Source organism: Reyranella sp. (assembly GCF_036558665.1).
In the GTDB taxonomy this organism is placed as follows: Bacteria; Pseudomonadota; Alphaproteobacteria; order Reyranellales; family Reyranellaceae; genus Reyranella.
In genome coordinates this window covers 1-17,834 of record NZ_DATBFE010000102.1, presented here as the reverse complement: position 1 = coordinate 17,834, position 17,834 = coordinate 1, and the positions used below count along the sequence as shown (strand labels likewise).

Here is a 17,834-nt window from a genome sequence, read left to right as displayed (position 1 = left end):
TCGCGTTGAAGTTGGCGCCGTCGCAGTAGAAGTAGCCGCCTGCGCCATGGATCGCGTCGGCGATGTCGATGATGTCGTTCTCGAACAGGCCGCAGGTATTCGGGTTGGTGATCATGGTGCCGGCGACATCAGGGCCGAGCTTGGCCTTGAAGGCGGCGAGATCGACGCGGCCGCGCTCGTCGGCGGGGACCGGGTCGACCTCGTAGCCGCAGGCGGCCGCGGTCGCGGGATTCGTCCCGTGCGCGGATTCCGGCACCAGGATGCGCTTGCGCGCATCGCCCTTGGCCAGCAGGGCGGCGCGGATGGTCATGATGCCGCACAGCTCGCCATGCGCGCCGGCGGCCGGCGACATCGCCACGGCCGGCATGTTGGTCAGCGTCTTCAGCCAGTGCGCCAGCTGATCGATCAGCTCCAGCGCGCCCTGCACGGTCGAGACCGGCTGCAGCGGATGGAGGTCGCCGATGCCGGCAAGGCGCGCCACCTTCTCGTTGATGCGCGGGTTGTGCTTCATGGTGCAGGAGCCCAGCGGGTAGACCCCCATGTCGATCGCGTAGTTCTTCTGGCTGAGCCGGGTGTAGTGCTGCACCACCTGCGGCTCGCTGAGCCCGGGCAAGCCGATCTCGCCCTTGCGGCGCAGCCCGTTCAGCCGGTCGGCGACCCTGGCCGGCTCGGGCAGGTCGACGCCGCAGCGGCCGGGCTGGCCGAGCTCGAAGATCAGCGGCTCCTCGATCTGCAGCGCGCGATTGCCGGTGAAGGTGGCGGTGGTTGTCGCTTCGGCAGCGATGCCGCCGGTACGACCCTGGCTGCGATCGAGCGACTGGACCATCACAGCACCTCCTTCAAGCCGGCGACAAGCCGACCCATGCCATGCTCTGTCGCCGTTTCGGTCGCGGCCAGCAGCAGGAGGTTTGCGACCGACGGATCATCCGGAATGAGCCGCGATACCGGCAGGCCGGCGAGGATGCACTTGGCGGCCAACGCCTCGACGACGGCCGCCGCCGGCCGGGGCAGGCGCACGGTGAACTCGTTGAAGAAGCTCTCGTTCAGGAGCTGGACGCCGGTTACTGCGGCCAGGCGATGCGCGAGTTCCGAGGCCTTGGCATGATTGATTTCGGCCAGGCGCCTGAAGCCCGCCTCGCCCAGCAAGGTCAGATGGACCGTGAAAGCGAGCGCGCAGAGTCCGGCGTTTGTACAGATGTTGGAGGTCGCCTTCTCGCGACGGATATGCTGCTCGCGCGTGCTCAGCGTCAGCACGAAGCCCCGCTTGCCGTCGGCATCGACGGTCTCGCCGACCAGCCGGCCCGGCATCTGACGCATGTACTTCTCTCGCGTGGCGAACAGGCCGACGTAGGGGCCACCGAAACCGAGGCCGTTGCCGATCGACTGCCCTTCGCACACCACGATGTCGGCACCCATCTCGCCCGGAGGCTTGATGAGGCCGAGGGACACGACCTCGGTCACCACGACGATCAACAGCGCGCCCGCGGCATGGCAAGCGGCGGCAAGCTCGGTGAAATCCCTCACATGGCCGAAAAAGCCCGGATTCTGCACGACGACACAAGACGTTTCCTTGTCGACGTTCGCAGCCAAATCCTCGTGCCCGTCGACATCGGGCTTGCCGACGACGGCGCTAAACCCTTCCCAGCGGCCGGTCGTCTCGATGACGCTCCGATACTGCGGATGCAGGCCGCCCGAGATCAGCGCCTTGTGGCGCCGGGTCACGCGGTTGGCCATCAGTACCGCTTCCGCCGCTGCCGTCGAGCCGTCGTACATCGAGGCGTTGGCCACCTCCATGCCGGTCAGCAGCGTAATCTGGGTCTGGAACTCGAACAGATATTGGAGAGTGCCCTGTGTGATCTCGGGCTGGTACGGCGTGTACGATGTCAGAAACTCGCCGCGCTGGATCATGTAGTCGACCGTCGATGGTACATGATGGCGATAAGCCCCCGCGCCGATGAAGGACGGCGCACTGGCCGGCGAGACGTTCTTGGCTGCATAGGCCTGGAAGGCCCGCTCGACCTCGAGCTCGCCCTGGTGGTCAGGCAGGCTGGCGATCTTGGCCGGCAGCCGCGCCGACTGCGGCACATCGCGGAACAGCTCGTCGACCGACTTGGCCCCGATGACCGCCAGCATCTCCCGGCGATCCTGTTCGGTCAGGGGAAGATAGCGCATGCGTTGCTCCGATCAGCCGAGACTCTTGACGAAGGCTTGGTAGGCGGCTTCATCCATCAGCCCGTCGAGCTCGGCCTTGTTCGAGAGCCTGAGCTTGAAGAACCAGCCTTTGCCCGTCGGCTCGGCGTTCACGTCGCCGGGGCTGTCAGCCAGCGCTGCGTTCGCCTCGACGACGTCGCCGGACACGGGCGCATAGATGTCGGACGCGGCCTTCACCGACTCGACCACGGCCACCGACTCGCCCTTGGTCACCTTGCGGCCGACCCCAGGCACCTCCACGAACACCACGTCGCCCAGTTGCTCCTGGGCATAGTTGGTGATGCCGATGGTGCCGACATCGCCTTCCACGCGGACCCACTCGTGCTCGTTGGTGTATCTGACGTTCATCAAACGCTCCTATCCGCGGTAGTAGGCGTGTTTCACGAAAGGCATGGGCGCGATCTCGGCGGGCACGGGCTTGCCGCGCACGATCAGCTCGACCCTGGTGCCGTTGGCCGACCGCGCGCGCTCCACGTAGCCCATGGCGACGGCGCGCCCGAGGGTCGGGGCAAAACCTCCCGACGTCACCTTGCCGACAATCCGGCCGTCGTTGACGATCTCCGTACCCTCGCGCGCGATCGCCTTGCCCCCGGGTAGCAGGCCGACCCGCTTGCGCGGTGTGCCCTCGGCGATCTGCCTTTGGATGAGCGCGGCGCCTGGAAAACCGCCTTGCGCGCGGCGCTCCTTGCCGATGCTCCACAGCAGACCGGCTTCGATCGGCGTCGTGGTCGTGTCGATGTCGTGGCCGTAGAGGCAAAGGCCTGCTTCGAGCCGAAGCGAGTCGCGCGCGCCCAGCCCGATCGGCTTCACCTCGGGCTGCGCCAACAGCTTGCGGGCCACGGTTTCAGCCGCGTCGGCCGGCGTCGAGATCTCGTATCCGTCGCCGCCGGTGTACCCCGAGCGCGTGACGTAGCATTGCGCCCCTTCGATCACGACAAAGGCGCCGGTCATGAACTTCATGGTCGCAACCGAGGGCGCGATCCGCGACAAGGCCCGCGCCGCTTGCGGACCCTGCAGCGCCAGTAGTCCGCGCGAGAACATCGGCTCGACCTCACAGCTCACCGACAGATGCTTCTGAAGTTGCGCGAGATCGGCATCCTTGCAGGCGGCATTTAGCACCAGCTGGAGATGGTCGCCGGTGCTGGTCACCATAAGATCGTCGAGGATGCCGCCGGTCTCGTTGGTGAACTGCGTGTAGCGCTGCTGGCCGGGCTGCAGGCCGACGATGTCGCCTGGCACCAGCCTCTCCAGAGCCTTGGCCGCGTTCTGGCCCGGCTTGGCCGTCAGCCGCACCTGGCCCATGTGCGAGACATCGAACAGGCCGGCCGCGGAGCGCGTCTGGGCATGCTCGGCCAGGATGCCGGTGGGATACTGGACCGGCATCTCGTAGCCCGCAAAAGGCACGAGCCGAGCACCCAACTCGCGGTGCAGCGCGTGGAGCGGCGTGCGTTTGAGAGGGCCCGATGCTTCCGTCAACAAGGTCTCCGTCAGAGTCGCGTCGTCGGCGCAAGGATTGCGCCGTCGCGACCCCCTCTGTCCGGAGACCTGAAAGATTCGGCCAACCTTCTGAGAGAGGCGGCCTTACTTCGTCGGTGGGCACTTGCCATGGCTGGCACGCGCCGCTTTCCAGAGACCCATCCCCCTTGCGGTCCGTTTGCCTGAGAGTTTCCGGGGCCGGTTGCTCCTTCGGCGCCGTCCCGAAAGGAACGGTCTCTCCCACAGGGATCGTCTGGGTGGCCCGACCATAGGCAGCCCGCCCCGGCGCGTCCACCGGGAAAAGGGAGTAAGACCTCGGCGGATCAGCCGTGGCGCGCGAGCTCGCCGAAGGCCCGGGCGAAAGCGTCGCGCGGCCCGGCAAGGCCCGTTTCGTTGAAGATATCGGCAGTCAGCGATTGCATGGAGGCTTCGTCGATCCTGACGCCGTTGCTCTGCAGGAACCTGCGGGCCGCGCTCACGGCTTCGTCCATTGCGCCGCCCTTCTTGTAAAGACTGTAATAATCCGGGTGGCCGCCGCGGCCCAGCGCCTCGGCGATCACGTCGGTGAAGTTCACTACCTTCAGCGGATAGACGGCCTCGGCGCCGGCGAAGGCGCGATGGCAGGAATGATACATGGTGACAATCGTGTCGGCGCCGGCCGCGACCGCCGCTTCCGCCAGCCCGCGATGGATCGCCGCTTCGCGCTCCTTGAACTTCGCCGCCTGTCCCCCGCAGGCATAGGAAAAGCCCGAATCCTGCGGCAACTCGAGGAGCTCGAGATTGGGCACCGCGCGCAGAAGCCTGCCGACGCTCTCGACGGTGGCGCCGATGCCCAGATGCTCGTGGATCACCACGCGACGCTTCGGTTGGTCGGCTTCGAAGAGCGCCTCGAGTGTCCCGAGGTTGGCGGCGAGGAATTCGCTCACATGACCGAGATCGAAGGACGGTGCCTCGACGTCCTTCTCCAGCTCGCCGAAATTCTTGGTGCAGGTCGGACACCAGGTCAGAACGCGCGACGCGCCCGACTGGCCGAAGCGCTGGAAGGTGCGGTGACCAATGCGTTCGTAGGTGGGCAGATCGGCTTCCTGGAACTGATAGACGCCGCAGCAATGAGCAGTGCCCCCGACCACGTCGAAGTCGAGTTGCAGCGCATCGAGGATATCCATGACGTTCAGCACGATGTGCGGCGTGCGCAGCACATTGCAGCCGGTATAGAAGAGCACGTCGGCGGTGCGCTTCTCGGCCGGCGCCAGAATCTGCCGCAGCGTCTCCGACGGCAGTTGCATGCTGGCGAGCAGCCGCACGGCCTGCGCCATGTGCCGGAAGCGGCCGGCCGCGCTGGCTGCGCTGTGCTCGGCGGGCCGCGCGGCCTCGACGGCTTTCAGTTTGGCGATCGTGATCCATTGCCGGACGTTGATGCCTTCCGGGCAGGCAGCACTGCAGCGTGCGCTGCCGTCACAGGCACTCAGCCATTTCTCCAGCCCCGCGGCGGCACGGTCGCCCTCGCGCGTGAGGGCCGACAGCTCGGCGACGCGTTGCTTCGCTTCGCCGCTATCGAGCCCGCTCTCGCGCGCCGTCGGGCAGACCTCGAAGCACCTGCCGCAGCCCGTGCAGCGGTCGGCCGCCGCGCTCGCCAGTGCCTGCAACCGATCCGCGTAAGCGCTCAAAGAAAGCCTCCTGTCGCCCGAATGCCGCCTAGCGGCGGCCATTGCGGCGATTGTACTCCAACTCCTCGGGGGTCGGCTTCAGCCCCACGGCGATGCGATAGTTCACCGTGTCCGCGGGCTTCTCGAAAGGCAGCGTCAGAGTGAGCTCTTCCTGGGAGCCGCGCCGTCCTCCCGAAGCGCTGAGATTGAAGTCTGCGTTGAATTCCTGGCCCTGTACGATGCGGCCGCTGCCGTCGAGGACGCGTACGAAGTAGGGCACGCTGACCACACCGCTGCCCACTGCCGGTCCGGGCGTGACGGCGATCTGCACGATGAGGTTCACATCCATCTGCCGCTTGCCGAGCGAGCAGGCGGCCCTCGTGTTCAAGAGCCCTGCCTCGAACACGACGTTGCGCGGGTCCTGGCCGGAGCCCGGTGCGAAGCGCGTCAGGGTCTGGGTGTCCTGCACCTGAAACGGCTGCGGGCAATAGTCTGCCGCAAGCTGCTCCTTTTCGGAGCGGCCACAGCCGCCAAGGGCGAGCGCCAGCGCCAGCGGCGCCAGGAGGGCGAGCTTCCTGCCGATCATATGAGCGTCTTGTCCGCGCCGTCGTCGCAAAAGGGCTGGTTCTGACTCCTGCCGCAGGCGCACCACCAATAGTCCTTGCCTGCCCCGAGCGGTACTTTGTTCGGTGCCTTGGCCGCGACAACCGGCTCAGTCATGTTGCTTTCCCCGTAGCGGCGGCTTTGTTACGGTGCCGCGCCTGTCCGTCGGGGGGAGTCTAGGCAATGGTCCGCGGACCCGCAAGCGAGCGGCTTCGCATGCATGCTGTCCGTTTTCGATGATCGCCGTTTGCTCATGATCCAGGCGAAGAAACCGCTCACCGTTCTGCTGGCGAGCCCGCGCGGCTTCTGTGCAGGAGTCGAGCGCGCCATTCAGATCGTCGAGCGCACCATCGCGCGCCACGGACCGCCGGTCTATGTGCGCCACGAGATCGTGCACAACCGTTCCGTCGTCGAGGCCCTGGAGGCCAAGGGAGCGGTCTTCGTCGAGGAACTCGACGAAGTGCCGGACGATCGCCCGGTCGTCTTCTCGGCCCATGGCGTACCCAAGACGGTGCCGGCCGAGGCGATCAGGCGCAATCTCCTCTACCTCGACGCGACCTGCCCGCTCGTGTCGAAGGTCCACCGCGAGGCAGAGCGCCACGCCGAGTCGGGACGCACGGTGATCCTGATCGGCCATGAAGGCCATCCCGAGGTGATCGGCACCATGGGCCAGTTGCCGCCGGGTGCCGTGCTGCTGGTCGAGGACGTCGAGCAGGCAGAGACGATCGCTGTGTCCGATCCGCTCAATCTTGCCTACGCCACGCAGACGACGCTCTCGGTCGACGACACGGTCGACATCGTGGCCGCCCTACGCCGGCGCTTCCCCGCGATCCACGGTCCCAAGAAGGAGGACATCTGTTATGCGACGACCAATCGCCAGGCCGCAGTGAAGGCGCTCGCAGGCAGATGTGACGCATTGGTCGTGATCGGCGCCCCCAACTCCTCGAACTCGATGCGACTGGTCGAGGTCGCGGCCAACAGCGGCTGCGCCAGATCCCGTCTGGTTCAACGCGCGGCCGACATGGACTGGGAGTGGCTGGGAACCGTGCGCCGGCTCGGCATTACGGCGGGCGCGTCGGCGCCCGAGCATCTGGTCGAGGAGTTGATTGCCGCCTGCCGCCGGCGCTTCGACGTCACGATCGAGGAAGTGCGCACGACCGGCGAGAGCGTAGTCTTCAAATTGCCACGCGAACTGGTGGACTGATGGCCGTCTACACCGAAGTAGGCGACGCCGAGCTCGAAGCCTTTCTCGCAGAATACGACATCGGCGAAGCGGACGCGTTCAAGGGCATCGCCGAGGGAGTCGAGAACTCGAACTACCTGCTGACCACGACGCGCGGCCAGTACATCGTCACGCTCTACGAAAAGCGTGTCCATCCCGACGACCTGCCCTTCTTTCTCGGGCTCATGGACCACCTGTCACAACGCGGCATCAACTGCCCGCAGCCGATCCATGGCCGCGACGGCCGGGCTCTGCGCCGCCTCGCCGGCAAGCCGGCCGCGATCACGAGCTTCCTGCACGGCATGTGGCCGCGCCGTATCGCCGTGAAGCATTGCGGGCCCGTCGGCGCGGCGCTCGCCGGCCTTCATCTTGCCGGCCGGGATTTCAAGATGACGCGGCCCAATGCGCTGTCAGTGGCGGGGTGGCGTCCCTTGTTCAACGGCAGTCGCAGGAAAGCCGACACCGTCGCCAAGGGATTGGCGCACGAACTGGAAACGGAGCTCGACATCCTGGAAGGTCACTGGCCACAGGCGTTGCCGACGGGCGTCATCCATGCCGATCTGTTCAACGACAATGTCTTCTTCCTGCACGACAAGCTCTCCGGCCTGATTGACTTCTATTTCGCGTGCAACGACGCATTCGCCTACGACGTGGCGATCTGTCTCAATGCCTGGTGCTTCGAGCCCGACCGCTCCTTCAACGCCACCAAGGCACGTGCCCTGCTGCAGGCTTACGAGGACGTGCGTCCGCTCGAATTGTCTGAGCGCCAGGTATTGCCCCTGCTGGCACGCGGCGCCGCCCTGCGGTTTCTTCTGACGCGCCTCTACGACTGGATCCATACGCCGGCCAATGCCCTGGTGAAACGCAAGGACCCGCTCGAATACCTCGCCTATCTCCGATTCCATCGAAACACATCTTCGCTCGCGGACTACGGCCTGTGACCGACAAGCCCGCGGTCGAGATCTTCACCGACGGCGCCTGCAGCGGGAATCCGGGACCGGGCGGGTGGGCGGCGATCCTGCGCATGGCAGGGCGCGAGCGTGAGCTGTCGGGCGGCGAAGCCTCCACGACCAACAATCGCATGGAACTGATGGGCGCCATCTCCGGGCTCGAGGCGCTGAAGCGGCCCTGCGAGGTGAGGCTATACACCGACAGCCGCTACGTCCTCGAGGGCGCAACCAAGTGGATTCATGGCTGGCAAAAGAACGGTTGGCGCACGGCCGACAAGAAGGCGGTGAAGAACGTCGAGCTCTGGCAGCGCCTCACAGCGGCCGCGGCGCCCCACAAGGTCCATTGGGCCTGGGTCAAAGGTCACAGCGGCCATGTCGAGAACGACCGCGCCGACCAGTTGGCGCGGATGGAGATCGAGAAGATCAGGTCGTGAGTGCAGCGCTCACGTGCGCACAAGAGCTCCAGAAGACGCTGTTTGCGGAGCGACGGAGTGCGATACTAACCGCGCTTGGGCGGCGCCTTCTTCTCGACAGGCGGTCTGTCATAGACGAGATCGAACAGCTCGCGCGAACCGTCACAGGGATTCTCGCCCTCGCTCAGGCGCCAGACATGCGACTTGCCGGAGCGGCGGAAATGAAGTGAACCCGCCACCTTGCACGGAACGCCGTTCTGGATCGTGGCGACCCGAAAGGCAACCTCGCCGCGGATGGTGACATGGTTCGCGGCAATCTTTTCGACGACGCCGTCGATCGACGCGTAGTCACCCTCGGTGCCCGAGCTGTCGATGCGGCCCTTCACGGTCCAAACGGTGCCCTTGGCGACGGTTACCGTGCCGGCTTTCTCGCCCTTCGTCTTGGCGTGGCGGCCCCAAACGATCTTGTCGGCAGTCGCGAAGAGTTGGGCTTCCGCGTCCGAATCGATTGCCGTATGGGTAATCTTCGCCTGATCCTGCGCGAGCGGCGAGGTCAGGCTGTCGATAGGCACGCCCTGCTCGGTCTTGGGCGCCAGCTCGGGCGGCGGCGCGGGGTAGTAAGGCGTGGCCTGAGGCTCGGTGGTCGGCTTTTGCGCGAACGCCCCTCCCGCGACAAGCAGCAAGGCAAACAAAAGGACGAGTCGTTTCATCGTTGGGCTCTTACATGAGGAAAAGTCGAGACGCTACCGCTTCACCCCGTTGGCGGCGGGGCGGCTGGCCGCAGGCGGAGCGCCGCCGCTCGCGGTGTCGCCACGCAGGCCGGCTCCGGCGCGGCTGGCCGCCTCAGAGTCGGCCGGAACAAGACTCAGCACCTTGTTGAAATCCGCTTGCGCGCGCGACTTCTCGCCGCGCGCAAGATATGAAAAGCCGCGCTCGAGCAGGGCGGCGGTGTTGTCGGGTGCGATCTTCAGCGCGAGCTGGGCGTCGGCAAGAGCGCGATCGGACTTGCCGGCATTGCGCCAGGAGGCCGAGCGCAACACCAGGATCTCCACGTTGTTGGGCCGCAGGGCCAAGGCCCGGTCGAAATCGGAAACGGCACGTGGCCATTCGCGCAAGGTGGCGTAGCTCAGGCCGCGATCGACCCACAGGTCGGGATCGTTGGCCTTGAGATCGAGCGCCCGGCTTTGCGCCGCCGCCGCCTTGTCGGCCTGGCCGCCGGCGCTCCAGGCCTGCCCCGCTTGTGCCCATAACTCCGCACGCAGGCCCGGCCGCTCCTGGCCCATGTCGCGCGCGATTGATTCGAGTTGAGTGGCGGCCTGGGCATGGCGCCCCGCCTCGAACATGGCAATCGCCATGCAATGACGGGCACCAAGCCCTCCTCCCTGGCCCTTCCACGTCTCGGCCATCGGCAGCGCGCGCAAAGGTTCCTGACGCGCCAGCGACATGCAGTCCCGGTAGCGGTGCAGGTTGTCGGGCGTGGACCCGAAGATGCCGAGGTCCTGAGCGCCGGCCGGCGCAGCCGTTGCCAGGAGGGCGATCACAGACGAGATCGGCGACAGGCGAACAAACAACATGGTTGAAAAGAAGCGTGCCGTGACGATCCTGACAAGATGGCAGGACGCCTCTTCATCTTCGGCCTCGGATTCAGCGGTCTTGAAATCGCCAGGCTTGCGCAGGCCCAGGACTGGAGCGTCGGCGGCACCTGCACCCAGCCTGAAAAAGTCAAGCGGCTGCGCGCCGAGGGGATCGACGCCGTGCTCTTCGACGGCAGCGCCTCCCTGCCAGCCGAAACACTGGCACCTGCAAGCCACGTCCTTTGCACGATCGCTCCCGGTGACTCGGGTGATCCAGCGCTCGAGACGTGCCGCGATCTGCCGACCGGCGGCGTCCGTTGGCTGGGCTATCTTTCGACGACCGGCGTCTACGGCGACCATGGCGGCAAGTGGGTCGACGAGACGACACCGGCGACCCCGGCTCAACCTCGCAGCATCGCGCGGCTGGCGGCAGAGCGCGCATGGCAAGCATTGGGAACGCGGACGGGTGCCGCCGTCGACATCTTTCGCCTCCCCGGCATCTATGGGCCGGGCCGCAGCGCGATCGATCAGGTGAAGGCGGGCACCGCCAGGCGCATCGACAAGCCGGGGCAGGTCTTCTCGCGCATTCATGTCTCCGATGTTGCCCGCGCGGTCGTCGCCGCGAGTGCACGGGACGGTCCGGGCGCGATCTACAATGTCGCCGACGATTTGCCCGCCTCAAGCGCGGAGGTCACTGCCTACGCCTGCGAGTTGCTCGGTCTGCAAGCACCGCCGCTGCTTTCGTGGGAGCAGGCGATGCCGGCCATGAATGCCATGGCGCGCTCCTTCTATGCCGAGAATCGCCGTGTACGAAACGGCCGCATGAAGCGCGATCTCGGCGTTGCCTTGCGCTATCCGACCTACCGCGAGGGCCTGCGGGCGATCGCCGGCGTCGTCTGATGCGTCAACTCCTCGACCGTGGCCACCAGCCGCGCGATGTCCGTCGGCGTGCTCAACCTGTGATCGCCGCCTTTGACGAAAGTCGTCACCACCTCCGGCGCCTCGACATGGCGGGCGATCTGCAGCGAATATTCCCATGGCACGTCGGGATCGCTCTGCCCGTGCAACAGACGCACCGGGCATGGCAGGATCATCGGCTTGTCCAGCACCAGGTGTTTTCGGCCTTCCTCGATCAGCTTCCAGGTGAAGACCGAGGGCTCGGATGAATATTGCGACGGTCGCTCGAGCCGGCCATCGCGTTCGAGCGTCGAGCGCTCCTCGGGCGAGAGACTTGTCAGCAGCATACGCTCGGTGAAATCGGGCGCGGCGGCGATCAGGACCAGCCCTGCCATTCGTCCGGAGCGGGCGCGGGCGGCCAGGAGCGACAGCCAGCCGCCCATGCTGGAACCGACCAGAACGAGCCTGTCGCTCGTGAGCCGATCGATGACGGCAAGCGAATCGTCCAGCCAGCGACCGATCGTGCCGTCCTCGAAGCGCCCCGACGACTGGCCGTGGCCAAGATAGTCGAAGCGCAGATAATCCTGTCCCCGCTCCTGTGCCCAGACCTCGAGTGCCACCGCCTTGGTGCCGGTCATGTCGGAACGAAAGCCGCCCAGGAAGACGACTGTCGGGCTCCGGCCCCCGGTTTTGACATAGGCGACGACATTTCCGTCGGGCCGGGCCAGATGCTGAACGCTACCGTGGCTCGTCATGCCGTGTTACCTGCCATAGCAGCCAGACCGCCGCCAGCCACTCGATGTCTCCTCTCAAGCTTCTCCAGATCGTTCCCGGCCTGTCGGGCAGTCTGGCTCGCGCAACGCTCGATACCGCCCGGGCGGTGATCGGTGCCGGTGGATCGGCCTTCGTCGCCTCGCCAAGCGGCACGATGCTGCCCGACCTCTTGCGCCTGCGCGCCAGCCACCTTGAACTGCCGCCGACAAGCCATCCGCTGTGGGCGCGGTTCAATCTCGCCACGCGCCTTGCCTCGAGCGTCCGCGACCTCGATCTCAGCCTGCTGCAATCCCGTTCACCGACCACAGCCTGGATCGCGCGCGCCGTCGCAAGACGCCTGAAACTCAAGTGGGTCGCGACGCTGCATCAGCCCTTCGTCGCAACGGGCATGGTCAGGCGCCATGCCGAACGAAGGCAATCCAAGGCCGACGCGGTGGTCGCCGTGTCGGAGCACGTGGCGCGTGACTTTCGCCAGCGCTTTCCGGCGCGCGCGGATCGGCTGGTGGTGATCCCATCGGGTATCGATCTCGATCGTTTCGACCCGGCGACCGTGCGCGCCGAGCGGCTGATCAAGCTCGCTGCCGATCTGCGCATTCCCGACGGCACCCTTGTCGTGCTCTACCCCGGCCGCTTCGTCGAGGACCGCGGCCAGAAGGTTCTCATCGAGGCCATCGAGAAACTCGGGCGGAAGGATGTTTTTTGCCTGCTGCTCGGTTCGACAGGCACACCGACTGTCCTGGAGAAGGAACTCGAACGCGCCATCGAGCAAGCGGGCCTCAACGGCAGGGTCCAGATCGGGCCCTATGTCGAGGACATGCCGGCCGCCTATATGCTTGCCGACGTGGTGGTGGCGACGGGAGGCGCACGGCAGGGATTCAGCCGGACGATGGTGGAGGCCCAAGCCATGGGACGGCCCGCAGTCTGCGAACAGGGCGGCGGTGCGGCCGAGGCGCTGCGCGAGGGGGTCACCGGCTGGCTGGCGCCGGAAGGCGACCCATCCGGTCTCGCCCAGGCAATCGCGACCGCCCTTTCGCTGTCAGCCGACCGCCGGGCCGAGCTGGCTCGGGCCGCCCAGGATCATGTCCGTGGCCGCTACCGGCTGGCCCACTCGAATCGCCGGCTGCTGCAACTTTATGAGAGTCTGGTCGGTTGAAGTTTCTGGGCTCCCGGGGAAATCCGACAGCTGATGGGGGCCCGGTCGGCTTCCAAAGGCTTGACGTGAAAGCACGTCACAACTATCTCCAAGGCCCATGGATCGGATGTTTTTCCCCGCTCCGACGACACTGACCACCGTTCGAACTTGATTCGGCCGGGCGCGCGCACTCGTGCCGCTTCCCGGCCTGCGTCGGCCGACGCCAGGCGTCGGCCGATCAGCCGTGTTCGGATTCCTGTTTAGGTGGTTGCGATGATCAACATTTCCCTGCCGGACGGTTCGGTCCGGTCGTTCGACAAACCGGTGAGTGGCGCGGAGATCGCCGCCGCGATCGGTCCCGGCCTTGCCAAGGCCGCACTTGCGCTGCGCGTCGACGGCGGCATGAAGGACCTGGGCACGGTCGTGGATCACGATGCCAGAATCGCCATCGTGACGTCGCGTGACCCGGACGCGCTCGAGCTCTTGCGCCATGACGCGGCGCACGTGCTGGCCCAGGCCGTGCAGGAACTCTATCCCGGCACGCAGATCACGTTCGGTCCGGCGACGGAGGACGGCTTCTACTACGACTTCGTGCGCGCCGAGCCGTTCACGCCCGACGACTTCGCCCGGATCGAGCAGCGCATGGCCGAGATCGTCGATCGCGATTTGCCGATCACGCGCGAGGTCTGGGACCGAGCCAGGATCAAGGATTACTTCCGCAAGCATGGCGAGAGCTTCAAGGCGGAGTGGGCCGACGAGCTGCCGAAGGGCGAGGAGATCTCGGTCTACAGGCAAGGCGACTGGCTCGACATGTGCCTCGGCCCGCACCTGCCCTCGACGGGCAAGCTCGGCAAGGCGTTCAAGCTGACGAAGGTCTCCGGCGCCTACTGGCGTGGCGATGCCAGCAAGGCGCAACTGCAGCGCGTCTACGGCACGGTTTTCTTTTCCGACAAGGACCTGAAGGCGTACCTGAACCGGCTCGAGGAGGCCGAGAAGCGTGACCATCGCCGGCTCGGCCGCGAGATGGGGCTTTTCCACCAGCAGGAAGACTCGGCCGGAATGGTGTACTGGCACCCCAAGGGCTGGACGCTGTGGCGCACGCTCGAGGCCTATCTGCGGCGCAAACTCGAGGCTGATGGCTATGTCGAGGTGAAGACGCCGCAGCTCAATGACCGCAGACTGTGGGAAGCCTCTGGCCACTGGGAGAAATTCCGCGAGAACATGTATCTCAGCGAGAACGAGGAAGGCCTGCGCGAGTTCATCGCCGATCCGGCGCAGCGGATCTTTGCGCTGAAGCCGATGAACTGCCCGTGTCATATCCAGATCTTCAACCAGGGCCTGCGCAGCTATCGCGAGCTGCCGCTGCGGCTGGCCGAAATGGGTTCCTGCCACCGCTTCGAACCTTCGGGTGCGTTGCACGGTATCTTGCGTGTGCGCAGCTTCACGCAGGACGATGCCCATATCTTCTGCCTCGAGGAGCAGATCGAGAGCGAAACGATCCGCTTCTGCAAGCTTCTGGGTGAGGTCTACAGAGATCTGGGCTTCGAGTATTTCGTGAAATTCTCCGATCGGCCGCCGGTGCGCATCGGCTCCGACGCCATATGGGACCAGGCGGAAGGGGCGCTGCAGTCGGCGTCAAAGGCCGCCGGTCTCGACCTGATCCTCAATCCGGGCGAAGGCGCGTTCTACGGTCCCAAGCTGGAATTCGTGCTGCGCGACGCGATCGGTCGCGATTGGCAGTGCGGCACCTTGCAGGTCGACTTCATGCTGCCCGAGCGGTTGGGCGCAAGTTATGTCGCCGAAGATGGAGCGCGCAAAGTTCCGGTAATGCTGCATCGGGCCATCTTCGGCAGCTTCGAGCGCATGATCGGCATCCTGATCGAGCACCATGCCGGCCGCTTTCCGCTGTGGCTGGCGCCGACGCAAGCCGTCGTGGCCACGATCGTCAACGATGCCGACAGCTATGCGAACGAAGTCGCCGAACGACTGCGGACAGCCGGGATGCGGGTCGATACCGATCTGCGCAACGAGAAGATCAACTACAAGGTACGCGAGCATTCGCTCGCGCATGTGCCCCTGATCCTGGCGGTCGGCCGACGCGATATCGACAACCGCACGGTCGCCGTGCGGCGGCTGGGCTCGGAAAAGCAGGAGGTCCTTGAATTGGGGGCCGCCGTCACTACACTTTCTGCAGAGGCCAGGCCGCCCTATTGAGGTGCGGTCGCGGCCTCGTTTTCCGCCCTGACGAAGGGCTTCAACGAGGGAGAAGGAAGCCATAGCTCGACCTGCTCAACAAAGCGTGCCGACCCGCGACGGTCCGCGCGTGAACGGCGAAATCAGAGCGCCGCAAGTCCGACTGATCGACGAGAATGGCGATATGGTCGGCGTCGTCAGTGTCCGCGAGGCATTGGAAATGGCCGAGGAGGCCAGTCTCGACCTGATCGAGATTTCGCCCAATGCCGCTCCGCCGGTCTGCAAGATCTCCGATTACGGCAAATACAAATACGAGGCGCAGAAGAAGGCGCACGAGGCCCGCAAGCACCAGAAGGTGATCGAGGTCAAGGAGATCAAGATGCGCCCGAACATCGACGACCACGATTACGAAGTGAAGATGCGCGCCATGAAGCGGTTCATCGAGGAAGGTGACAAGGTGAAGGTCACCCTGCGCTTCCGCGGCCGCGAGATGGTGCATTCGGAACTCGGCCTCCAGGTCCTGAACCGGGTGCGCAGCGAGATGGATCCGCTCACGAAGATCGAGTCGATGCCGCGCATGGAAGGCCGCCAGATGATCATGGTGCTGGCGCCCAAGTGATGTGAGATATCTGCCGCTCTGACTGGCGACGGCGAGCGCCGTCGCTGCCACCGCTGTTCCGGCGCTCGGCCAACTCAGGGCCGATGCGCAACATGCCTATGACGATTTCCGTAGACAGGGAACACACCGCGCGTCGTGGTCGTCGCCGGTGACGTTGACCTCACTATGGATGATCCTTGGCATGTTGCTTCCCAATGAGACTGGGCCGTGAACTCATAAATGGCGACGCTCTGGGATGAACGACCCGGGATGGCGACACAAGGTGGGCGACGTCCGGAGGGCGTCTGAAAGCAGACGGAATTGCTGCGCAGGGGAAGTCGATCGTTTAGGGCCACATTCGGAGGCGGAACACAGACCTCCGGAAATTGAGGTCGTACTATCGCAGCTCGGATAATACCGCCGCCCACAGGGCCAGCAATTCTTGTTGGTCCACCATCGGGTTGCCCGCATAGTCGACCGCAGTTTGTACGAGCACGAGCTTTGTTTCCGGATCAACCAGAACGTACTGTCCTCGCAAACCACGGAGCGCGAACATTCGATTGCCACCTGGGACGAGCCAAATTTGGTAGCCGTACCCCGACCAGATCCATCCGAGCTTGAGGTGGCTGTCCTCCGGCGCGATTGAGGTTGATGCAAGCAGCCACTCTCGCGGAACGATGCGCTTACCGTTCCAAGTACCATCATGGGCAAGCATCAGGCCGAGCCGGGCCCAATCACGCAGTACAGCGTTGAAGAAGGCGTACGTCACTTCCTGGCCAGTCGCATCGACCCCCCAAGATGCGTCAGCTTCTGCACCGAGAGGCTCCCACAGCTTCTCGCGTGCATAATCCGACACCTTGCGCGCCGTCGCGCCAGCCAGCACCAGGCCAAGGACGAGACTCTCTGCTGATGCATAGTGAAAGTACTCGCCCGGGTCCGCATAGCGTCTGTTGAAGCGCTTGACGGCTTGCAAGCTGCCTTCGGGTCCCTGCTGGATCGTCAGGCGAGAAAGCGTCCAGATATCACTCGCCGTATCCGAGTACACTTCAGAGAAGACCACGCCGGACGACATCTGAAGCAAGGCTTTGATCGGCGTTCGACCATATTCGGTGTCCTTCAAGCCGGGCACGTAAATCTCGGCCAAGTCGTCGATCGAGCGAATGGCTCCTTCCTTCTGGGCGATGCCGATGAGGAGAGCAATGATGGTCTTCGCCATCGAAAATGACGTAAGACGATGCCTATCGGTCCGCGCATATTGATACCGCTCGACTAGAATAGTGTCGCCTTTTGCAACCAGGAAACCAGTCACCGGATGGCGCTCAAGATACTGGTCGAGTGTCGAAGTTTGGCCGGCAAACCTGTAGCGAATGTTCGGCTCGCTCGCCGCGCGCGTCAGCACACTTGGCGTCTTCGGGGCAGCAATTAGCCGCGCGGGAAAGACCGTATCGAAATGGCTCAAGGCCCAAACGAGACAACGATCCTCGCGAACGTAAGCCATACCTGTACAGGCGGGATATCGCTCGTTTCTGCCGTAAGTATCGGCATTCTTCCCGTCGGCTCGATAGCGCGGCCCAGCTTCGCTGGGAACCCCAGACGCTTGAGCCGCCGCAGGCCGCGGAGCAAATGAAAGCGCGACCGCGACGCAGGCAATCGCCAGCACCGGAGGAGTGGCAAGCGACATCGCTCGATGCCGACGGTTGCGGCCGGACTCCTGATCCGTCACCGGCATCGCTCGATGCACCCGTCCAAGAGCTCGCCCATTCGACTTCACCGGAACGTGGAAGGACATGGCAAGGGTATCAGTTCTCGACGAACGGAGGTCGCATACTCATAAAGGATTCCCAAGGGCTGGGAAAAGTGATGCCGGTGCAGATCGAGCTGTCGGCCGGGCAGGCCAACGATGCTCCCATGGCCGAGCTGCTGCTCAATGAACTTCCACCCGGAGCCGACGTCGTTGCCGACAAGGCATGTGACGCCGACTGGATCAGGGAGATGATCGAGGAGCAGGATTGCCGATCCCATATTCCGCCCCGACGCAACCGCCTAGGCCATGTACGATCCGCCGTTGACGTGCAGCACCTGACCGGTGATGGCACTCGACTCGTCCGAGGCCAGGAAGACGGCGGTGCGCGCGATCTGCTCGGG

At 65.1% G+C, this 17,834-nt stretch carries 19 protein-coding genes and 1 riboswitch; of the genes, 7 read left to right on the top strand and 12 right to left on the bottom strand.

Going from position 1 to position 17,834, the window contains the following annotated elements; translation table 11 throughout:
• From VH499_RS16550 to VH499_RS16520, 7 genes are all read right to left on the bottom strand, one after another.
• A partial coding sequence (locus tag VH499_RS16550) for an aminotransferase class V-fold PLP-dependent enzyme (RefSeq protein WP_332053846.1) occupies positions 1-826 on the bottom strand: 826 nt, incomplete at its 3' end.
• On the bottom strand, positions 826-2,172 hold the full coding sequence (gene gcvPA / locus VH499_RS16545) for an aminomethyl-transferring glycine dehydrogenase subunit GcvPA (protein WP_332053845.1): 1,347 nt from the start codon (positions 2,170-2,172) through the stop codon (positions 826-828). The genes gcvPA and VH499_RS16550, both read right to left, overlap by 1 nt.
• Positions 2,173-2,184: 12 nt before the next feature.
• Positions 2,185-2,559 carry a glycine cleavage system protein GcvH gene (gene gcvH / locus VH499_RS16540; protein ID WP_332053844.1) on the bottom strand — a complete coding sequence of 125 codons (375 nt, stop codon included), beginning with the start codon at positions 2,557-2,559 and terminating at the stop codon, positions 2,185-2,187.
• Positions 2,560-2,568: 9 nt separating this feature from the next.
• Positions 2,569-3,702, bottom strand: a complete 1,134-nt coding sequence (gcvT, locus tag VH499_RS16535; RefSeq protein ID WP_414709804.1) for a glycine cleavage system aminomethyltransferase GcvT — start codon at positions 3,700-3,702, stop codon at positions 2,569-2,571.
• 145 nt (positions 3,703-3,847) lie between these two features.
• A riboswitch (glycine riboswitch) is annotated at positions 3,848-3,940 on the bottom strand.
• A gap of 70 nt (positions 3,941-4,010) precedes the next feature.
• Entirely contained in the window at positions 4,011-5,354 is a 1,344-nt protein-coding gene (locus VH499_RS16530; RefSeq protein ID WP_332053842.1) for a (Fe-S)-binding protein, read from the bottom strand.
• 28 nt (positions 5,355-5,382) lie between these two features.
• A complete protein-coding gene (locus tag VH499_RS16525; RefSeq protein WP_332053841.1) occupies positions 5,383-5,919 on the bottom strand; it encodes a hypothetical protein in 537 nt (178 codons plus the stop codon).
• The gene (locus VH499_RS16520; RefSeq protein WP_332053840.1) at positions 5,916-6,053 is read right to left on the bottom strand and encodes a CDGSH iron-sulfur domain-containing protein; all 138 of its coding nucleotides are present in this window, start codon (positions 6,051-6,053) and stop codon (positions 5,916-5,918) included. The genes VH499_RS16525 and VH499_RS16520 overlap by 4 nt, the downstream gene beginning before the upstream one ends.
• 136 nt (positions 6,054-6,189) lie before the next feature.
• On the opposite strand from VH499_RS16520, the gene ispH reads away from it, so the two are divergent.
• Genes ispH through rnhA form a run of 3 tightly spaced genes read left to right on the top strand, consistent with a single transcriptional unit; the run spans position 6,190 to position 8,542 of the window.
• Positions 6,190-7,140 carry a 4-hydroxy-3-methylbut-2-enyl diphosphate reductase gene (gene ispH, locus VH499_RS16515; protein ID WP_332053839.1) on the top strand — a complete coding sequence of 317 codons (951 nt, stop codon included), beginning with the start codon at positions 6,190-6,192 and terminating at the stop codon, positions 7,138-7,140.
• Positions 7,140-8,099: a homoserine kinase gene (locus tag VH499_RS16510; protein WP_332053838.1), complete on the top strand. Its 960-nt coding sequence runs from the start codon at positions 7,140-7,142 to the stop codon at positions 8,097-8,099. The genes ispH and VH499_RS16510 overlap by 1 nt, the downstream gene beginning before the upstream one ends.
• Positions 8,096-8,542 (top strand): ribonuclease HI, encoded by a 447-nt coding sequence (gene rnhA / locus VH499_RS16505; protein ID WP_332053837.1) that lies wholly within the window; start codon positions 8,096-8,098, stop codon positions 8,540-8,542. Before VH499_RS16510 ends, rnhA begins: the two co-directional genes overlap by 4 nt.
• 65 nt (positions 8,543-8,607) lie before the next feature.
• Here rnhA and VH499_RS16500 read toward each other — a convergent pair whose 3' ends face one another.
• Entirely contained in the window at positions 8,608-9,231 is a 624-nt protein-coding gene (locus tag VH499_RS16500; RefSeq protein WP_332053836.1) for a hypothetical protein, read from the bottom strand.
• A gap of 33 nt (positions 9,232-9,264) precedes the next feature.
• Entirely contained in the window at positions 9,265-10,095 is an 831-nt protein-coding gene (locus tag VH499_RS16495; protein WP_332053835.1) for a tetratricopeptide repeat protein, read from the bottom strand.
• A 36-nt stretch (positions 10,096-10,131) separates the two neighbouring features.
• Here VH499_RS16495 and VH499_RS16490 point away from each other — a divergent pair, with 36 nt between their 5' ends.
• On the top strand, positions 10,132-10,995 hold the full coding sequence (locus VH499_RS16490; protein ID WP_332053834.1) for an SDR family oxidoreductase: 864 nt from the start codon (positions 10,132-10,134) through the stop codon (positions 10,993-10,995).
• Here the strand turns inward: VH499_RS16490 and VH499_RS16485 are convergent.
• Positions 10,956-11,747 (bottom strand): alpha/beta hydrolase, encoded by a 792-nt coding sequence (locus tag VH499_RS16485; protein ID WP_332053833.1) that lies wholly within the window; start codon positions 11,745-11,747, stop codon positions 10,956-10,958. The genes VH499_RS16490 and VH499_RS16485 overlap by 40 nt on opposite strands.
• Before the next feature lie 44 nt (positions 11,748-11,791).
• Here VH499_RS16485 and VH499_RS16480 point away from each other — a divergent pair, with 44 nt between their 5' ends.
• The 3 genes from VH499_RS16480 to infC all read left to right on the top strand — a co-directional run bounded on the left by VH499_RS16480 (position 11,792) and on the right by infC (position 15,710).
• A complete protein-coding gene (locus tag VH499_RS16480; RefSeq protein WP_332053832.1) occupies positions 11,792-12,919 on the top strand; it encodes a glycosyltransferase in 1,128 nt (375 codons plus the stop codon).
• Positions 12,920-13,171: 252 nt separating this feature from the next.
• Positions 13,172-15,112, top strand: coding sequence for a threonine--tRNA ligase (gene thrS, locus VH499_RS16475; protein WP_332053831.1), 1,941 nt, complete (start codon positions 13,172-13,174; stop codon positions 15,110-15,112).
• Positions 15,113-15,197: 85 nt separating this feature from the next.
• Positions 15,198-15,710 carry a translation initiation factor IF-3 gene (gene infC, locus VH499_RS16470; protein ID WP_414709803.1) on the top strand — a complete coding sequence of 171 codons (513 nt, stop codon included), beginning with the start codon at positions 15,198-15,200 and terminating at the stop codon, positions 15,708-15,710.
• Between the two features lie 376 nt (positions 15,711-16,086).
• Here the strand turns inward: infC and VH499_RS16465 are convergent, their stop codons facing one another.
• Positions 16,087-17,478, bottom strand: a complete 1,392-nt coding sequence (locus VH499_RS16465) for a serine hydrolase (RefSeq protein ID WP_332053830.1) — start codon at positions 17,476-17,478, stop codon at positions 16,087-16,089.
• A 254-nt stretch (positions 17,479-17,732) separates the two neighbouring features.
• A partial coding sequence (locus tag VH499_RS16460) for an SDR family oxidoreductase (protein ID WP_332053847.1) occupies positions 17,733-17,834 on the bottom strand: 102 nt, incomplete at its 5' end.

Coding starts and splice junctions, on each gene's coding strand:
- gcvPA (WP_332053845.1), bottom strand. CDS start 2,172: ATGCGCTATCTTCCCCTGACCGAACAGGATCGCCGGGAGATGCTGGCG.
- gcvH (WP_332053844.1), bottom strand. CDS start 2,559: ATGAACGTCAGATACACCAACGAGCACGAGTGGGTCCGCGTGGAAGGC.
- VH499_RS16525 (WP_332053841.1), bottom strand. CDS start 5,919: ATGATCGGCAGGAAGCTCGCCCTCCTGGCGCCGCTGGCGCTGGCGCTC.
- VH499_RS16520 (WP_332053840.1), bottom strand. CDS start 6,053: ATGACTGAGCCGGTTGTCGCGGCCAAGGCACCGAACAAAGTACCGCTC.
- ispH (WP_332053839.1), top strand. CDS start 6,190: ATGATCCAGGCGAAGAAACCGCTCACCGTTCTGCTGGCGAGCCCGCGC.
- VH499_RS16510 (WP_332053838.1), top strand. CDS start 7,140: ATGGCCGTCTACACCGAAGTAGGCGACGCCGAGCTCGAAGCCTTTCTC.
- VH499_RS16500 (WP_332053836.1), bottom strand. CDS start 9,231: ATGAAACGACTCGTCCTTTTGTTTGCCTTGCTGCTTGTCGCGGGAGGG.
- VH499_RS16495 (WP_332053835.1), bottom strand. CDS start 10,095: ATGTTGTTTGTTCGCCTGTCGCCGATCTCGTCTGTGATCGCCCTCCTG.
- VH499_RS16490 (WP_332053834.1), top strand. CDS start 10,132: ATGGCAGGACGCCTCTTCATCTTCGGCCTCGGATTCAGCGGTCTTGAA.
- VH499_RS16485 (WP_332053833.1), bottom strand. CDS start 11,747: ATGACGAGCCACGGTAGCGTTCAGCATCTGGCCCGGCCCGACGGAAAT.
- VH499_RS16480 (WP_332053832.1), top strand. CDS start 11,792: ATGTCTCCTCTCAAGCTTCTCCAGATCGTTCCCGGCCTGTCGGGCAGT.
- thrS (WP_332053831.1), top strand. CDS start 13,172: ATGATCAACATTTCCCTGCCGGACGGTTCGGTCCGGTCGTTCGACAAA.
- VH499_RS16465 (WP_332053830.1), bottom strand. CDS start 17,478: ATGTCCTTCCACGTTCCGGTGAAGTCGAATGGGCGAGCTCTTGGACGG.